Here is a 16,826-nt window from a genome sequence, read left to right as displayed (position 1 = left end):
GAGGGAGTGAGCTCAGTTTGGACAGAATAGGGATTGGATACGCATCCTTCCGGCCTGCGGCGCGTCCTGTCGGTCCGCCAGACCCGGGCATCGAGACAGAGCTGTCGGGCGCACCTTGTCGTTCCGGCGCTGTCATCAGCCACCAAACGAACGGCCGCGATCGCACGTTCAATGTGAATTCTTGAGCGCGGCGAGTTCGCCCTTCCGACCGATGAAAGGGCACGGGGATCGCTCTCGCGCCGCTCACCATTCGGTCGATGCACGGGCGGCCTTGTAGCTTGGCTCGCCCCGGGGGTGTTCTTGGGGCCCAACCAGCCTAGGGTCGCCACGGCTCCGGGCCAATCTGGACCCCGGATCGCGGCGATTTGTTAGGGAGTTCCCGCCGTGAAGCACAGCGTCGGGAACCGTTGCATTCAATAGTCGTTTCGAGATCAGCCCTGGAACTGCATCTCGGAAAATCGGTAGAGCCATCCAAAAGGGACGGAGTTCGCCGCGGGCGCCACAGCTAATGGTCAACGGCAATGAAAAACGCCGTTCCATCCAAGAGTCGGAACTACCAGGTGCTTCAACGGATGGCCATCATGCTGGCCGCTGTCGGCCTGGCTTTTGCGGCGGTGTTCGGGTTTGAAGCTTTCAGGGCCAGGACGGTCCAGAAGTCGATTGCCGGATTGCGCAACCCGCCGCAGGCGGTTTCCGCGATAACGGCCGGTACGCAGCAGTGGAGAGATCGCCTGGAGGCCGTAGGCAGTACCCGGGCGGGGAAGGGCGTCGACCTCAGTCCGCAGGTGTCTGGTATCGTCAAAGCTATCCACTTCCAGTCCGGCGAAAACGTCGAGCAGGGAACCTTGCTCGTCGAGCTGGAAGATGCCGATGATGTCGCGCATTTGCATGCTCTGGAGGCGATGGCGGAGCTGGCGCAGCTCAATTACGATCGTGACGCCCGGTTGCTCAAGAGCCAGTCGGTGAGTCAGCAGAAGGCCGATGCGGGCTTGGCAACTCTCAAGAACGACCAGGCGCAGGTCGCGCAACAACAGGCGCTAGTCGGCTACAAATCGATCCGAACGCCTTTCTCCGGCCGGCTAGGCATCCGGCAGGTCGACGTTGGCCAGTATATCGCGCCGGGCACGCCAATCGTGACTCTGCAGCAGCTTGATCCTATTTTCGTGGATTTCTACCTGCCGCAGCAGGACCTGGCGAAGATCAAGGTCGGCCAACCCGTTATTGCGAAGGTCGACACCTATCCTGACCTGACATTCACCGGAGAGATCATGGCGATCAACCCCCTCGTCAATGTGGCGACCCGAAATGTCCAGGTCCGGGCGACATTCAACAATTCCGACGAGAAGCTGCTACCGGGCATGTTTGCGACCGTTGATGTCGATGTGGGGACGCAGAAGGATTATGTGACGCTGCCGAAGACGGCGATCTACTACAACGCGTATGGAGACATTGCCTATCTCGTCGAAAATGCCGGCGGCGACAAGAGCGGGCAGGAGCAAAAGGTTGCGCGCCAAGTCTTCGTGAAAACCGGCCAGACGCGCGGCGACCAGGTCGCGGTGCTGGATGGGATCAAGCCTGGCGATGTCGTGGTGACGGCCGGGCAGAACAAGCTGCACAACGGATCGCCGGTCCGGATCAACAACGAAGTCACGACGCCCTTCAGCGCGAACCCTCAGGTCTCGGAACAATGAGAGGCCTGCCATGAATTTCACCGACCTTTTCATTCGCCGGCCGGTTCTCGCTACCGTCATCAATCTGATGATCCTAGCGCTCGGCCTGCGCGCGATAACCTCACTGCCGGTGCTGCAATATCCGCGCACGCAGAACACGGTCATCACCGTCACCACCACCTATTACGGCGCCGCTCCCGATGTGATTGCCGGATTCATCACAACGCCGCTCGAGAACGCGATCGCCCAGGCGAACGGCATCGACTATATGATCTCGAATAGCGCAAGCGGCGTCAGCACGATCACCGTCAATCTCCGCCTCAACTATGATGCCGACAAGGCACTGACGGAAATCAACACCAAGGTCAGTTCGGTGCTCAACCGGCTTCCCTCCGGGTCGCAGCAACCAGTGCTGAAGGTGCAGATCGGTCAGACGATCGACGCCATGTATATCGGCTTCGACAGCGACGTGCTGGGACGCAATCAAATTACCGACTATCTCACCCGCGCCGTTCAGCCGAAGCTGCAGGCAGTACCGGGTGTTCAGACCGCGGAAATTCTCGGCGGACAGAATTTTGCATTGCGGGCGTGGCTCAACCCGAAAAAGCTGGCTGCTTATGGCCTGAGCGCCACGGATGTAGCGGCTGCGTTGGCGCAGAACAATTACATCGCGGGGCTCGGCACCACCAAGGGACAGATGGTGGAGATCAATCTGACCGCATCGACCGGCCTGCACTCGGAAAGCGAATTTGCCAACTTGATCGTCAAGCAGGCCGGTGGCGCGATTGTGCGGTTGAAGGATGTCGCGGACGTCTCGCTTGGCGCCGACGACTACGACACACAGGTCGCATTCGACGGCAAGCCGGCGGTCTATGTCGGCGTCCAGGTGGCGCCGACTGCCAATCTGCTCGACGTGATCGCGGGCACGCACCGTATCTTCCCGGGCATTAAGGAACAGCTGCCCAACGGACTGCACGGCCAGATCGTTTACGATTCCACCAAATTCGTGCACGCGGCGATCTATGACGTCGTGTGGACGCTCGCCGAGGCGCTTCTGATCGTCAATTTGATTGTGTTCCTGTTCCTGGGGTCGGGGCGTTCCGTCGTGATCCCGATGGTCGCGATCCCGCTGTCGCTGGTGGGCGCCTTCACGATGATGCTGGCGGTCGGCTTCTCGATCAATCTCTTGACGCTGCTGGCACTGGTGCTTGCGATCGGGCTCGTGGTCGACGATGCCATCATCGTCGTCGAGAATGTCAACCGTCATCTTGAGGCCGGCAAAGTGCCGGTGGTTGCGGCGATCGAGGCGACGCGAGAACTTGGTCGTCCGATCATCGCCATGACGGTCGTCCTGGTTGCGGTCTATGTCCCGATCGCGTACCAGGGCGGTCTGACCGGCGCACTGTTCACGGAATTTGCGTTCACCCTGGTCGGCACGGTGACAATATCGGCCATTGTCGCGCTGACGCTGTCGCCGATGATGAGCTCGCGCCTGCTCAAGCCGCATGGTGCAACGCGCGGTTGGCAGGCACGGTTCACCGCCCTGATTGATCGCCGTTTTGAGGCGCTACGTCGCCTCTATCTGAGCCGGCTGCACGGCAGCCTCAGCTATTTACCCGTGACGTACGTCTTCGCACTGCTCGTGCTGTCCAGCATCTATTTCCTTTATACAGGCGCCAAGAGCGAGCTGGCTCCCCAGGAAGACCAGGGGGTCGTGATAACGACATCCACACTGGCTCCCGACGCCACGTTGCAGCAGAAACTGCTGTATGCGCGGCAGGTCTTCCAGGTCATGAAGAACTATCCGGAGACCGATCACGTCTTCCAGATCAACTCGCCTGCGCGCGTGGTCGCGGGCATGGTGCTGACGCCGTGGGACGAGCGCACAAGGACGAGCAACCAGCTGCAGCCGATCGTTCAGCAGCAACTCGACCAGGTTGCCGGTGCGCGGATCGCCGCCTTTCAACTGGCTCCGCTGCCGGGCAGCCAGGGGCTGCCCATACAGTTCGTGATCAAGACGACCGATTCTTTCGACAAGCTCAACGATGCCGCCCAACAATTCTTAAGAGCAGCGATCGACAGCGGAATGTTCATCTTCCTCGACACGGATCTGAAGATCGACAATCCCGAAGCCGTCGTCGAGATCAATCGCGACAAGGCTGCGCAACTCGGGCTCAAGATGAGCGATGTCGGCAATGCGATGGGGGCGATGCTGGGTGGCGGGTACGTGAACTATTTCAGCCTCGACCAGCGTTCTTACAAGGTGATCCCGCAAGTCCTGCGGCGATTTCGTCTGAACACCGAACAACTGCTCAACTATTACGTGAGCAACGTGTCGGGCATTCCGGTGCCGCTGTCGACGATCGCGCACATCACGACCAGAACGGTCCCGGAGACGCTCAATCATTTCCAGCAGCTTAACAGTGCCACGATTCAGGGAGTTGCGGCGCCCGGCGTGGCGCAGTCCGATGCACTGGACTTCCTCAGTGACCTTGCTGCCAAGACGTTACCGCGAGGCTATGCCGTCGACTACAGCGGCTTGTCGCGGCAATACATCCAGGAATCCACCGGGTTTGTCGCCACGTTCGGATTTGCGCTGGTGATCATTTTCCTGTCGCTTGCGGCGTTGTTCGAAAGCTTCCGCGATCCGTTCATCATATTGGTATCGGTGCCCATGTCGATCGCCGGCGCGTTGATCTTCGTGAGCCTCGGCGTCGGCGGCGCATCGTTGAACATTTACACGGATGTCGGCCTCGTAACGTTGATGGGCCTGATCAGCAAGCACGGCATTCTGATCGTCGAATTCGCAAACGAGCTGCAGCGTGGCGGCGTCCCCAAGCGCGAAGCTATCGAGCAGGCAGCCGGAATCAGGTTGCGGCCGATCCTGATGACGACCGCGGCGATGGTCTTTGGCGTGGTTCCGCTGATCCTTGCAAGCGGCGCCGGAGCGGTTTCGCGTTTCAATATGGGACTTGTCATCGCAAGCGGACTTTCCATCGGCACGCTGTTCACCCTTTTTGTGGTGCCGGCCATTTATCTCCTGATCGCGGCCGATCATTCCCGCCAGGTAGCGCAGAACGCGTCACAGCTTGCGCTGTCAGGTGATGAGGCAAAGACAGTCTGATGACCTGTTAGTTCTGCTTGCCATCGTACTCTGGTGGGTCTTGCAACTCATCACAAAACCCAAATCTCCAAAAGAAGATCACGGTCCGCATGTCGCCGGCTGACGGTTCACCAAGCGACCGGGGCGAGCGACGCGCGTTTGAGAGATCGTAGCTGTGCCGCAACGCCTTGCTCTCCATTCCAAGTCAGATAGCGGCCTAGCCCTGCTCGCTCCCTGATACATATTCCATCAATGATCTCAGCCGTAGTGAAAGCTCGCGCGCCAGCTATGGGAGGGGGCAGGCAAGCGATTTAAGGTCAGAGGAGCTGACCAATGCGCCGCCAACCCGAATGACCCCAACCGGTCCTTCGGCGAAACGTGTTATTCGGCGTGCAATTTTCACCACGGTGGCAGAGCAGAAGGGAGTTTCCCGGACTCCAATCCGAGAGGCGCCCCCTGTGCCCCGGCAGGCCGTCGTCAGCGTATATTTGGGGACAAGGAGGTGCGAGATGGTGACAACAACAGCTACTCAAGTCGTTCTTGATACGCCGGCGGCGGAGTTCCGGCTTCCGGCCACCGACGGCAAGACTTACACACTGGACGACGTTGCGGGCGAAAAAGGCACGGTCGTCGTCTTCATCTGCAACCATTGCCCCTATGTCAAAGCAGTGATCGACCGCATGGTTTCGGACGCCCGCGTGCTGATGTCGGAGAGCGTAGGCTTTGCGGCGATTTGCTCAAACGATGCGGCGAGCTATCCCGAAGACTCATTTGAGAATATGAAGCGTTTCGCGAAGGCTCATGATTTCCCGTTTCCATATCTCCACGACGAGTCCCAGACAGTCGCACGGGCGTATGGGGCGGTCTGTACACCGGACTTCTTCGGTTACAATGCCGACCGCAAGCTCAAGTATCGCGGCCGGCTCGACGAAGGCCGCACAACTCCGCCTCGCGCGGGGGCGTCCCGAGAGCTAGTCGAGGCCATGCGTGCAATTGCGACCACCGGTGTGGCGCCGGCGGACCAAAAGGCGTCCATTGGCTGCTCGATCAAATGGAGGGACGAATAAAGCCGGGCCCCCGATGAGCGCGATCGTTACGCCCGGAATCAGGCCTTCTACGCCCGCAGCGGCGAGATCGTCATCGTTAGACACGACCGTGCGACCCGCTTGTCCCCGAATAAAACGATGCATAATTCCAAGGTAGGGATGTACGCTGGCGCGACCGGAGCCCGCGCATGAGCGACTTGGCTCAGCTGAGAGTGTGGGACGATCTAGCGATCCGCGACGCGCTGTCGTGGTACCTTGACGTGGCGGAAAACCGACGCCCGGCCAAGTTCCGTATTGCCGCCACGGTTGCTGTTCAGCTCGATCCTGCCGCAAGCAGCGAAGATGCCCTGTGGGCCGAACTCGACCACCTGACGCCGATCTTTCTCTCACGCCGGCAGGCGATCCGGGCGGGCGCGCCATTGCCAGCGGCGGTGGATGGCCCGAGCCTGCTGGAGCTGTGCCGCGAGCTCGCCTACCGCATGCTCACCCATTGCAATTTCTGTCCGTGGGATTGCCGCATCGATCGCGTGGCGGGCGCCAAGTTTGGCGCCTGCAAGCTCGCAGCCGGCTCACGGGTCAGCTCGCATTTCCATCACACCGGCGAGGAGCTGTTTTATCGCGGTACGGAAGGCTCTGGCACGATCTTCTTCACCTCGTGCAACATGCGCTGCGCTTTCTGCCAGAACGGCGACATCAGCACCGACAAGGAAAACGGGGAGGAGACGGATCCGCGCACGCTGGCGGCGATGGCGTGGACGTTGCGCCGCGAGGGTTGCCACAATATCAATTGGGTCGGCGGCGAGGTCGTCATTCATTTGCATGCCATCGTCCACGCCATGGCGCTGTTGGGCCGCGACTTCGCGCCGACGCGAGCGGAGCTGGCCCGCGCGCGCAAGACCAAGGCTGACCGTTTCTTCTGGTTCGACGAGGTGCCTGGTGCCGCTATCTATGACGGGAAGTTCAATGCACCGATGCTATGGAACAGCAACTTCTTCATGACGCTGGAAAGCATGAAGATCCTGCGCATCCTCACCGACGTCTGGCTCCCTGATTTCAAGTTCGGCCCCGGCCGTTGCGCGATGACGCTGGCGAAGACGCCTTGGTACTGGGAGACTGTGACGCGCAACATTGCACTGCTCGACGAGTGGGGAGAGGATTTTTCCATCCGCCATTTGGTGATGCCCAATCACGTCGAGTGTTGTACCTATCCGGTGCTCGAATGGGTTGCCTCGCGCGTGCCGGCAGCGCCGTTAAACGTAATGGCGCAGTTCCATCCCGACAATTTCTGTGACCCCGCGAGTACGAAGTACCGGGACAGATATGCGGAAATCGCCCGCCGACCGACGCACGCGGAGTTGGAGGGGTCGTGGCGCCGCGCTCGCGAATTAGGCCTCAAATTCGAGACTGCTTCGTTCGAGCGCCGCAATGCTTATGGTATGTGATCAGAGGCCGCTGCGGGTTTTGGCGAGCTCAATTTGTACCCGAATTGGCGCGCCACGGCCGATGAAGATGGGCACTTATTGCTTCGCTGTGGCGCTATGACGTTGTGGCCGGCGCAGCGATCCGGCCGGATAACCAGCGACGGACTGCGATCTTGCGCTACGCCTCATGGGCGGCTTCCCGATTTCGTGGGTGGGTCCGGTTACCCTTCGATTGCGGCCATTTCGATCAATCCCGGGAACGGCGCGATGGGCCAACAACAGAATTCGTGCATCGCAACAATCGCAAGCCAACTCAATGCCCCGGACGGAATTCACAGCTACTTTGACGGCGCCTCTAGAGGTGCTAGTTCCTGCCGGGCTTTCCCATAGGCTGCGCTGCTTCGAAGCTCGCCCGCCTTCTTCATCGCCTCCATCGCCTCGGCTATCGTCAGCAATGGCGTCGTCTTCAGAACCTTGAAGCCGTTTCCGGCCGCTCCCGCGATTTGAAGAGCCTGGGCGCTAACGTTGTCAGGGAGGTCAATAACAACAAAAGCATCATACTCACCAAACGAGAACCAGAAGCTCTCAATTTTACCTCCGAGCCGCTCGACGACCGGGCGTAGAAGCTCAAGTCGATTCTGTGGCTTTTGGGCCATCGCAGACCAGGCCTGATCTGCATACTTGGCTTCGACTAGGTATTGGCTCATGGCTCCCGTTCCTCCTTCGGCGACAGCTACAGCGCGAGGCAATGTGGCGATCGAGGTCGAGAGCAAGGCGCAAAAGACCAATGACTGTCTCTTGGTCATATGTCGCTCCTTTTGCGATGGATCGCGACCGTTGCGGGTTTTCGCATGTCGGCAGCTGCTGCAACATGGTCCCGCTGCGCCCGGAGGTCGTTAATCCGTCCCAAAAAGGTTGCAAAATTTTCCCAAATGGTGGCCACTTGGCCAATGGCGACGATCCATAAATTTGGCCCGTTCCGTCTCGACGCTGACGCCGAAATACTCTTTTTCGGTGCCGAACCAACTGCGCTGGGCAAACGCGCGGTTGCGCTGCTTCGGTTGCTTCTGGTGCGGGCGGGACAACCTGTTTCCAAAGATGCGCTGATCGAGACCGCGTGGCCGGGGCTTGCGATCGAGGATGGCAATCTGACGGTTCAGATCGCGGCGTTGCGCCGGGTTTTTGAGGAAGCAGCTGGGGGCGCGAGTTGGATAGAGACGTTGCCGCGCCGTGGCTACCGCTACGTCGGGCCGGTGGTTACACCTGGTGATCCGCGTGCCGAAGCAAACCCGCAGGCGTCACCGGTGCTTGCCTTGCCCGACAAGCCGTCCATCGCGGTGCTCCCGTTTTCAAATTTGAGCGGCGATCCCGAGCAGGAATATTTCGCCGACGGCATGGTCGACGACATCATTACCGGCCTCACGCGCTTCAGGTCGCTGTTCGTGATCGCACGCAATTCTTCATTTACCTACAAAGGACGCCTTATCGACATCAGACAGGTTGGCCGCGAACTTGGTGTTCGCTACGTTTTGGAAGGCAGCATGCGCAGATCAGGCGATCGCATTCGCATCAACGGGCAGCTGATCGACGCAGTCTCGGGAGTCCACCTCTGGGCCGATCGTTTCGAAGGTGCTTTCGCAGATATCTTCGACCTCCAGGATCAAGTTAGCATGAGCGTTGTCGGCGCGGTGTCGCCGAAACTGGAAGAAGCAGAGATTCAGCGGGCAAAACGCAAACCGACCGAGAACCTCGATGCTTATGATTGCTACTTACGGGCAATCGACGATCTGGAGCGGATATCAAAAAAGGCGAACGAAAATGCATTGCGCTTCCTTTACAAGGCCATCGATCTCGATCCTAGGTTTGCGGCCGCGTATGGGGCAGCGGCGCGCTGCTACGCGTCGCGGAAGTCCAATAACTGGATGCTCGATCTTGCAAAGGAAACGTTGGAAACAGAGCGCCTAGCATATCTGGCGACCGACCTAGGGAAGGACGATGCTCTTGTGTTGAGCAGAGCTGGATTTGCGATAGGCCACGTCCTGCTAAAACCGCAGGAGGGCGCGGCATTGCTCGAGAGGGCCCTTACGCTTAATCCGCATCTGGCAACAGCTTGGCGGTACAGCGGCTTGCTGAGGGTTTATCTTGGAGAATCGGAAGTTGCAATCAGACACTTGGTTCGGGCGATGCGCTTGAGTCCGCTGGATCCCGGACTTCACTCAATGCAAGCGGCGATGGCTCTCGCGCATTTTATAGGAGGAGATTACGAGGCAGCGTTGGTCTGGGCCGATAGAGCCCGTCGAGAAAATGCGAACTTCTTGCCTGCGCACCGAAATGTTGCTGCAAGTGCTGCCCTTGCCGGGCGACAAGACGAGGCGCGTAAAGCTGTGGCTCGGGTGCTTGAGATCGATCCGATGAGCCGAATTTCAAATCTTGCAGATCACGTGCCGCTGGCGCGGACCAAGGATCTTGAGAATTACGCAGAGGGATTGCGAAGGGCGGGGCTGCCCGATTGAGAGCGTCGCGACTTAGAACGTGCACTCACAAATCGAGCTTGATTGGTTCGGCTCGATCGATGTCCGCGAATACCGAACTCGAAGGCGGAGATAAATCAATGGCGGGCAGGTTGCCCGCCGGATGGGAGTTCGAGAGGAAGCCGCCGATGTCTCAGATGGGTCATTCGCGTCAATATTGCCAAGTCCACCTTCTCGTCCGCTATTGACACTACCCGACATTACCGACCGAGAGCTGGGGCGCAGATCTCGCCCGTAAGCGTCCGGTTTGTGCACTTCTTTCAGCTCTTGACAGGATTTCCGGCTTTCCACGCCCACGGCAGCAGTTCGTCCAGGCGGCTGATCGGATGTCCATCGACCATGCGGGTGTTCGCGTGCGCCGGGAAGACCGATCCTCCATCGTCGTCTCATCCTCTCGCAGACCTCGGCAGGCAGACCAACTAGGTCATCGCCTGGCGGCTGTTCCTTCGTCCCGGCCAGCGCGTGCAGACGCGCCGCGCACAGGGGCCGTCAAGGCTGGCCGTCGCGCTGGCCTTGCCCCTCGCTTCCGTGCTGCCAGGCCGCCCTTGACGGCGCCGAGCACGGCGCGAGGATCACGCAGGACGGGATGCCATCGCATCGGTCTTGACGCACGTGAAGGCACGCCCCTTGTGGAGAGCTACCCATGCAAACGGTCACGACAGTCGGTCTGGATATCGCAATGTCGGTCTTTCAAGTGCACGGCATTGATGCCGCCGCCAGTCAAGCGGTGATCCGCCGTCAGTTAGAGCGTCAACGAAAAAGTTCTGCTATGGTCTGCGCCTTGCCGGCGTGCCGGGGAACTAAGGGGTGCTGATGCTTCTGCTTCTTGCCCAACGGCGAAGTCGCTCGAACGGTGGCCGATGACCGCTACTGTCGGTGAAGCGGGCTCGCCGATCAAGATCCTCGACAGCTTGCCCCTATAGTGGCCAGCAGCAACTGGAAATTTGACGTATTTGACGTAATTGTACGCGGCCTAGCTCGCAATCAGTGTTGCTAAGAATTGATCAACGGAGGGCTGTTCAGCCTTCTGCATTTTGTGCAGGTCTTCAGGCTTGAGGTTCGTATACCGCCGCAGCATGCGCCAATCCTTGTGGCCCGTCACCATAGCAACCTGCTGTATCGAGAAACCAGCTTCAAAGAGCCTGCTTGTGCCTTCATGGCGCAAATCATGAAAGCACAAATCGTCGACATCTATGGCATTGCACGACCGACGGAATGCAGCTCCAACCGACTTTGAGTGATGGGGGAACACGCGCCCGATGCCGCGCGTGACGATACGTTGCTCGAGAACGATCTGCCATGCGTCGTAGCCCGTCGAATTGAGGAGAGGGACGATCTGATGATTTCCGTCCTTTCTTCGGGGATCTTTGCGGTCGCGGACAGTAACAGTTCGCTTGTTCATATCGACGTCAGACCATTCAATCCGGCAAATCTCGGCCTGACGCATTGCAGTTGCTACCGCGAAGCGAACAATTCTCCCTAGCGGTATGTACTGTTGGGGATTAGACTCAGCGTATTCGGTTAATCGATTTAGTTCGTCCTGGGTCGGACGACGATCGCGCTCGTTCGATTTTCCCACGAGGTCGAGGTGTCTAAGCGCAGCTCGGGCCAACTGAACGCTCTCGACAGAGACCTCGATGCCGTGGACTGCCGCAGCGTGAGTGAGGATTGTCCGAATGAACGAGAAATCAATCGCGAGTGTTGCCGGCCCAGCCCCTTGCGCGGCTCGCTTCCGTCCGTACTCGATCAGTCTCTCGCGGGTTATGTCTTTGAGGTTCACACGCCCGAGTGAAGTCTTGAGCGCCTTAAGCACCATAAACTTCGATCTTCGAACTGGCTTACCGACCTGAGCAAGATCGTCAAGATGCAATGCAATCAAATCGGAAAAGATGCGCGGTTGCTCGTAAGGCCGCGAGCGTCGGATTGGAGCACCTCGATCGATTGAGCGCTCCACGTCAATCGCCCACTCTTCGGCGTCGCGCCGTCGGATGAAGGTGTTCGCGACGTACTCGTTTTTTCTCCTGACCTGAACGCGCCAGCTTCCCGACTTCAGCTTCGTAAAGGTCGGCATTTGCGTGTGCACTCCGTTTCGATTTCGTGTGCGCTACGTGTGCACCGAGAGATCAAATGCGGTACAAACGTGTGCAATTTTGGCTAGTTTGGAGTGCACACGTGTGCACTTGTTCCCGTTCTAGTCCGTTGAAAGGATAGGATAACTCTTTGGAATATCAAGACTATCGCTTTTCCGTGGCGCCCATGATGGATTGGACTGACCGCCATTGCCGGGTCTTCCATCGTCTGATGTCGCGCCGGGCGCGGCTTTATACGGAGATGCTGACGACCGGCGCCGTGATCCACGGCGATCGGGCGCGGCTGCTTGGGTTTGACGCGAGCGAGCATCCGGTGGCACTGCAGCTCGGCGGCTCAGATCCGCGCGATCTCGCGACCGCGGCCAGGATCGGGGAGGATTTCGGCTATGACGAGATCAACCTCAATGTCGGCTGCCCCTCCGATCGCGTCAAGGATGGCCGCTTCGGCGCCTGCCTGATGGCGGAGCCTGCGCTGGTCGCCGAAGGCGTCGCCGCGATGAAGCGCGCGGTCAGGATTCCCGTCACGGTGAAATGCCGGATCGGCATCGACGACCAGGATCCGGAAGTCGCACTCGATACGCTGGCGCGCGGCGTGATCGCGGCGGGCGCGGATGCGCTCGTCGTGCACGCGCGCAAGGCCTGGCTCAACGGACTGTCGCCGAAGGAAAATCGCGACATCCCGCCACTCGACTATGATCGTGTCTATCGGCTGAAAGCGGCGTTGCCTGACGTGCCCCTCATTATCAATGGCGGCATCCCGAGCGTTGCCGCGGCGAAGCAGCACCTGTTGCATGTCGACGGCGTGATGCTGGGGCGGGCGGCCTATCAGGAGCCGTGGCGGCTGCTCGCGGTCGATTCCGAACTGTTCGGCGAGACGCCGCCGCAGGCGACGATGAAGGACGTGTTGACCGCGATGATGCCCTATATCGAGGCGCAGCTTGCGCAGGGCACGCGGCTGCACGCCATGACGCGGCATTTCGTCGGCGCGTTCCACGGTGTTCCCGGCGCACGCGCGTTCCGCAGGCATTTGGCCGAGAACGGCGTCCGCCCAGGCGCAGGAGTGAATGTCCTGCGCGATGCGATCGCGCTGGTGGACGACCTGGCGCTAACGTCGATGGCGGCTTGAGGTGAACTCGGGATAGCCTTGACCCCACGTCGGCGAATCCCGACGAATTCATCGAACTGGTGCACAGCTTGACGAAGAAGAGGCGCATATCAGGCTAACGGCTCAATCGCCGCCAGCCGATTACGATGCCACTAGCCGACACGATCATCCCCAACAGTGACGACAACCATACGATTGCGTCCCACGCCGGGCGATGGTTTAGCAACAGCGGAAAGTCCAAGCTGTGCAGCGCATTAAACAGCCAGCGATAGGTTCTCCCGCTGTCGTCGATGCGGCCGAGTACGTCGCCGGTCAGCGGATCGATATGAAACCAGGTCTGTCCGGTATCGTCAAAACCCACGCGCAGCACCGGGACCTGACGTTCGTGATGATGGGAATACCAGTAGGCGTCGGGTTGTTCGAGGCGCCGGCGCAGGATCATCGTCGCATTTGGCAATAGTCGGCTTGCGGCAGCGAAAATCTGTTCGACGGACACCGTGGTTGGCAAGCCGGTGGGAGGATCGGCGATGTTCTCATGGCCGTCCCGACCGACAAGCACCATGAGCGGCCGGCCACCAAGCCAGGTGAAGCGTGCCTCGACCGCTGCCGATTGCGGCTTTGAGGAAAATTCCGCGACGATCTGCGGCGCGTCGTGGCCGCCATAGCGAGCCATCATGTCACGCGGCATTCCGCGGCCGGAAAAATAGTCGCCGGGGTTGAGCGAGAGCCAGCCACTGAATATCCAGGTGACGACCGAAATGCCCCCAACCAAACCGGCGACGTGGTGCCAGGCCATCCAGCCACGATAGGGTGTCACCGCTCCGCTGGCGTAGCGCCGCCTTAACCGCAGCCGCAGGATGCCGATCCAGAATCCGGTCACCGCCACGATTATGCAGATGCCGGAGATCCAAAAGACCACCTGCCGCCACATGGTGCCGTCCTTGCGCAGCACGGTGGGGTAGATCCAGTGCGGGATCGACCCGAGCCAATTCCAAATCCGCTCGGTGCGCGTGGTGTCCAATGCGATCTCGCCGGTGCGGGCAGAAACATATAGCTCTGTTCCAGCATCATCGCCGAGCGCGATCCGGAACAGTGGCCGCAACGGATCGAACCGCGCCGTGACACTCCACTGGTCTCGATCGATCGTGTTGATCATTCGTGGCCGTGCGGCGTTGCGATGAAAGCCGGTCACGGCGAGCGCCTCGCCGGGCGTGATGCGATCGATGATCCGGCCGTCGACGGCCGATACGGTCTTGCGCGTACCATCCCAGCCAAGCAGCCGATACACCGGTGTGTCGTTCAGCATGTTAAGGCGGAGCTCACGCGGGTATTCGGTGAACCCGGCTATCGCCATGGCACGGTCGGGCGTCGCCCGCACCTTGTCCCAGGCAAGGGGCGGCAGCGCCGACCAGCGCTCGTGGTCGGTCAGCTGCGGAAATGCCACGTACATCATCACCACGCCGGACATGAACCACATCGTGAACAACAGGCAGGTGGCGATGCCGATCCAGCGATGGGTGATATACAGCCACCGGCGTGCCCGCCGGATCAGCGCGCGCCGCATGCTCAGAACTTCACATTGATCGACAATTCCGCCGTGCGCGGCATTCCGAGCAGCCATTGGCCGGTGTCGCCCGAGGTCGCATAGACCTTGTCGAACAGGTTGTAGAGTCGCAGTGCCACGGTGGTGCGTGGATCGGGTTTCCAGCGTAGGCCGCCATTGACGATGGCGTAGGACGGAATGCTTAAGGTGTTGGCATTGTCGGCGAAGGTCTTGCCGACCATCTGAACGCCGCCATACACCGACCAATTCGGCGCAAATTCCCAGGTCGCCCACACGTTCGAGACCTGTTGCGGCACGTTGATCGGAACGTTGCCAGCGAAGCTGACCGGCACGCCATCGACCGATTGTGTGAAGTTATCGTACTTGGCCCGCAGCAGCGCGATGTTGGCATCGACCCGCCAGCCGTGATCCAGCACGAGACCGACCGAAGCCTCGACGCCGCGCGACGATTGCTGGCCGACCTGCATCACGACCTCGGGATGGATCGGATCGCGCGCGAGCAGGTCATTCTTGACGATCTGATAGCCGGCAATCGTCCATTCGCCGCGTCCGTTCCAGAAGCTCTGCTTGACGCCCACCTCGATCTGCTTGCCGGTGGCGAGCTTGAAATCCTTCTGTGCGGCGGACGTAGTGATGAGGGTGCCGACCGGATCGACTGCCGTCGAGTACTGGCCGTAGACCGCGAGATCCTTGATCGGGTTGTAGACAGTCCCCACCCGCCAACTCAGGCCGGATAGCGACGTCTCGAAGCTCCTGGTCGCATCCCTGAAATCGGTGCGTTCGATACTCGGCTGGTCGAGCCGCACACCGCCGACGATCGCGAGCTGATCCGAGAGCTTCAAGCGGTCTTCGGCGAACACCGCGTACTGGTTGGTGATCGCATTGAAACTGGGCGCGGTGCGATCCGGGCTCGAGAACAAACCCGGATTGAACGAAAAAGGATCGACCGACGACGATCCGCCATAAGGCGAGTTGTTGGTGTGGGTGAAGTCGATCCGGTTGACGTCGAAGCCAGCCACGAATTCGTTGGAAAAGCCGAACACGTGACCGCGCAGGGTCGCATCCATCCGGTTGCCGATCTGGGCCTGGTCATGAAAGATCTCGATGTAATCGCTTCGATCGATCATTCGTGTCGCCGGATTCCAGGCGTAGGTCTCCACATCGCGCCAGTGCCGATGGCTGGTCAGATAGTACATCGTGTTGCGGACCGAGATGCCGTCCGTGACATCCCACTCGGTCTTGAATTGGGTCCAGTTGTCCTGATAGCGGATGTGGCTATCGAGCACGTTGTAGTTTTTGAAGCGCAGTGCCTCGTCGATTGTGTTGTTGATCAGCGGCGTGCCGAAATAGCGCGATGGGCTGCGGTCGCCGTAGTCGTTGGACAGCGTAAAAGCGACACTGTCGGTGGCCTGCATCCTGACGGCTGCCGAGATTGCCAGATTCGAGGTCTTGTCGCGGTCGACCCAGCCGTCCGACATGTTGCCGATGGCGTTGACGCGGTAGGAGACGTCGGGATTGATCGGCCCGCCGCTGTCAACCGCGAGCCGCCGGGTCAGGTTGGTGTCGAGCGACATTTCGGCCTGATTATACGGGGCCGAGAGTGGCTTCTTCGAAGCCACATTGATAACGCCGCCAATCGCGCCAGCACCGTACAGTACCGAGGCCGGTCCGCGCATCACCTCGATGCGGCCCGCCGACCAAGTGTCGAAAGGAAACGTGATGGTTCCGGCGGCCGGATAGAGCAGGGTGCCGTCGTAGAGCGTCATCACCGAGTTGATCCCGGTGAAGCCGCGGGTGTTGAACGACAGGCCACCATTGCCTGGCGCGGGGCTTGCGGTGAAGCCGGTCGCATTCTGGGTGACGGCGTCGAGAACATTATGCTGGCCGCGCTCCGCGATGGTCTCCGAGGTGATGATGCCGACACTCGCAGGCGTCTCAAGCGGCGTTAAGTTGAGGCGACTTCCGGTCGAGTCCCGCTTGGTCAGGTTGAGGGCGGGAGCGGAATCGGTATTGGTTTGGGTCGAGACCGTGCGGTGCCCCTGGGCCGACTTTGGCCGAGACTGCGCCGCCGAACCTGATCGTCCGACATCGGGTTGCTTCGGCCTTGCCAGATTGGCCGGAGAAACTTCGATTGGGTCGAGCGGGATGGCCGGCTGTGCCTGCTGGGCCCAAGCGTCGGTTGCCAGCAATACGGGAGACAGAGTGAGAGAGCAGACGAGGCTGGCGCGTTGCTTCAGCGCAGCAAGTGAGCAGGAGATCATAAAGAAGGCTCGCGGCTAACGTGGCACGTCACCGC

At 60.0% G+C, this 16,826-nt stretch carries 11 protein-coding genes; 7 read left to right on the top strand and 4 right to left on the bottom strand.

Annotated elements, in window-relative coordinates; genetic code table 11:
* The first annotated feature begins 572 nt into the window (after nucleotides 1-572).
* The 4 genes from ACFFWD_RS42635 (at nucleotide 573) to ACFFWD_RS42620 (ending at nucleotide 7,261) form a co-directional block, all read left to right on the top strand.
* Nucleotides 573-1,691, top strand: a complete 1,119-nt coding sequence (locus ACFFWD_RS42635) for an efflux RND transporter periplasmic adaptor subunit (protein ID WP_376975415.1) — start codon at nucleotides 573-575, stop codon at nucleotides 1,689-1,691.
* Between the two features lie 10 nt (nucleotides 1,692-1,701).
* Complete coding sequence (locus ACFFWD_RS42630; RefSeq protein ID WP_376975414.1) at nucleotides 1,702-4,794, top strand: efflux RND transporter permease subunit; 3,093 nt, start codon at nucleotides 1,702-1,704, stop codon at nucleotides 4,792-4,794.
* A 488-nt stretch (nucleotides 4,795-5,282) separates the two neighbouring features.
* A complete protein-coding gene (locus tag ACFFWD_RS42625) occupies nucleotides 5,283-5,840 on the top strand; it encodes a thioredoxin family protein (RefSeq protein WP_376975413.1) in 558 nt (185 codons plus the stop codon).
* Nucleotides 5,841-6,007: 167 nt separating this feature from the next.
* Nucleotides 6,008-7,261, top strand: coding sequence for a radical SAM protein (locus ACFFWD_RS42620; protein ID WP_376975412.1), 1,254 nt, complete (start codon nucleotides 6,008-6,010; stop codon nucleotides 7,259-7,261).
* Between the two features lie 317 nt (nucleotides 7,262-7,578).
* Here the strand turns inward: ACFFWD_RS42620 and ACFFWD_RS42615 are convergent, their stop codons facing one another.
* Nucleotides 7,579-8,046: a GYD domain-containing protein gene (locus ACFFWD_RS42615; RefSeq protein ID WP_376975410.1), complete on the bottom strand. Its 468-nt coding sequence runs from the start codon at nucleotides 8,044-8,046 to the stop codon at nucleotides 7,579-7,581.
* Between the two features lie 144 nt (nucleotides 8,047-8,190).
* Between ACFFWD_RS42615 and ACFFWD_RS42610 the strand changes: the two genes are divergently transcribed.
* Together ACFFWD_RS42610 and ACFFWD_RS42605 are read left to right on the top strand one after the other, a co-directional pair.
* Nucleotides 8,191-9,753, top strand: coding sequence for a winged helix-turn-helix domain-containing tetratricopeptide repeat protein (locus tag ACFFWD_RS42610; RefSeq protein ID WP_376975966.1), 1,563 nt, complete (start codon nucleotides 8,191-8,193; stop codon nucleotides 9,751-9,753).
* 661 nt (nucleotides 9,754-10,414) lie between these two features.
* Entirely contained in the window at nucleotides 10,415-10,585 is a 171-nt protein-coding gene (locus ACFFWD_RS42605) for a hypothetical protein (RefSeq protein ID WP_376975409.1), read from the top strand.
* Between the two features lie 159 nt (nucleotides 10,586-10,744).
* On the opposite strand, the gene ACFFWD_RS42600 is transcribed toward ACFFWD_RS42605, so the two are convergent.
* A complete protein-coding gene (locus ACFFWD_RS42600; RefSeq protein ID WP_376975408.1) occupies nucleotides 10,745-11,842 on the bottom strand; it encodes a site-specific integrase in 1,098 nt (365 codons plus the stop codon).
* Between the two features lie 149 nt (nucleotides 11,843-11,991).
* On the opposite strand from ACFFWD_RS42600, the gene dusA reads away from it, so the two are divergent.
* Entirely contained in the window at nucleotides 11,992-12,987 is a 996-nt protein-coding gene (gene dusA / locus ACFFWD_RS42595; protein WP_376975407.1) for a tRNA dihydrouridine(20/20a) synthase DusA, read from the top strand.
* Nucleotides 12,988-13,081: 94 nt separating this feature from the next.
* Here dusA and ACFFWD_RS42590 read toward each other — a convergent pair whose 3' ends face one another.
* Together ACFFWD_RS42590 and ACFFWD_RS42585 are read right to left on the bottom strand one after the other, a co-directional pair.
* On the bottom strand, nucleotides 13,082-14,530 hold the full coding sequence (locus ACFFWD_RS42590) for a PepSY-associated transmembrane domain-containing protein (RefSeq protein WP_376975406.1): 1,449 nt from the start codon (nucleotides 14,528-14,530) through the stop codon (nucleotides 13,082-13,084).
* A 2-nt stretch (nucleotides 14,531-14,532) separates the two neighbouring features.
* Nucleotides 14,533-16,791, bottom strand: a complete 2,259-nt coding sequence (locus ACFFWD_RS42585; RefSeq protein ID WP_376975404.1) for a TonB-dependent receptor — start codon at nucleotides 16,789-16,791, stop codon at nucleotides 14,533-14,535.
* Nucleotides 16,792-16,826 lie beyond the last annotated feature (35 nt).

Source organism: Bradyrhizobium erythrophlei (assembly GCF_042430365.1).
Classification (GTDB): domain Bacteria; phylum Pseudomonadota; class Alphaproteobacteria; order Rhizobiales; family Xanthobacteraceae; genus Bradyrhizobium; species Bradyrhizobium erythrophlei.
Note: the sequence above shows the minus strand (reverse complement) of the source record. Positions and strands in the feature narration are given on the sequence as shown.

What these genes read in the sequence shown, in the direction of transcription:
- ACFFWD_RS42590 (WP_376975406.1), bottom strand. Translation starts at nt 14,530, where the DNA reads ATGCGGCGCGCGCTGATCCGGCGGGCACGCCGGTGGCTGTATATCACC.
- ACFFWD_RS42635 (WP_376975415.1), top strand. Translation starts at nt 573, where the DNA reads ATGGCCATCATGCTGGCCGCTGTCGGCCTGGCTTTTGCGGCGGTGTTC.
- ACFFWD_RS42600 (WP_376975408.1), bottom strand. Translation starts at nt 11,842, where the DNA reads ATGCCGACCTTTACGAAGCTGAAGTCGGGAAGCTGGCGCGTTCAGGTC.
- ACFFWD_RS42585 (WP_376975404.1), bottom strand. Translation starts at nt 16,791, where the DNA reads ATGATCTCCTGCTCACTTGCTGCGCTGAAGCAACGCGCCAGCCTCGTC.
- ACFFWD_RS42620 (WP_376975412.1), top strand. Translation starts at nt 6,008, where the DNA reads ATGAGCGACTTGGCTCAGCTGAGAGTGTGGGACGATCTAGCGATCCGC.
- ACFFWD_RS42605 (WP_376975409.1), top strand. Translation starts at nt 10,415, where the DNA reads ATGCAAACGGTCACGACAGTCGGTCTGGATATCGCAATGTCGGTCTTT.
- ACFFWD_RS42610 (WP_376975966.1), top strand. Translation starts at nt 8,191, where the DNA reads ATGGCGACGATCCATAAATTTGGCCCGTTCCGTCTCGACGCTGACGCC.
- ACFFWD_RS42615 (WP_376975410.1), bottom strand. Translation starts at nt 8,046, where the DNA reads ATGACCAAGAGACAGTCATTGGTCTTTTGCGCCTTGCTCTCGACCTCG.
- ACFFWD_RS42630 (WP_376975414.1), top strand. Translation starts at nt 1,702, where the DNA reads ATGAATTTCACCGACCTTTTCATTCGCCGGCCGGTTCTCGCTACCGTC.
- ACFFWD_RS42625 (WP_376975413.1), top strand. Translation starts at nt 5,283, where the DNA reads ATGGTGACAACAACAGCTACTCAAGTCGTTCTTGATACGCCGGCGGCG.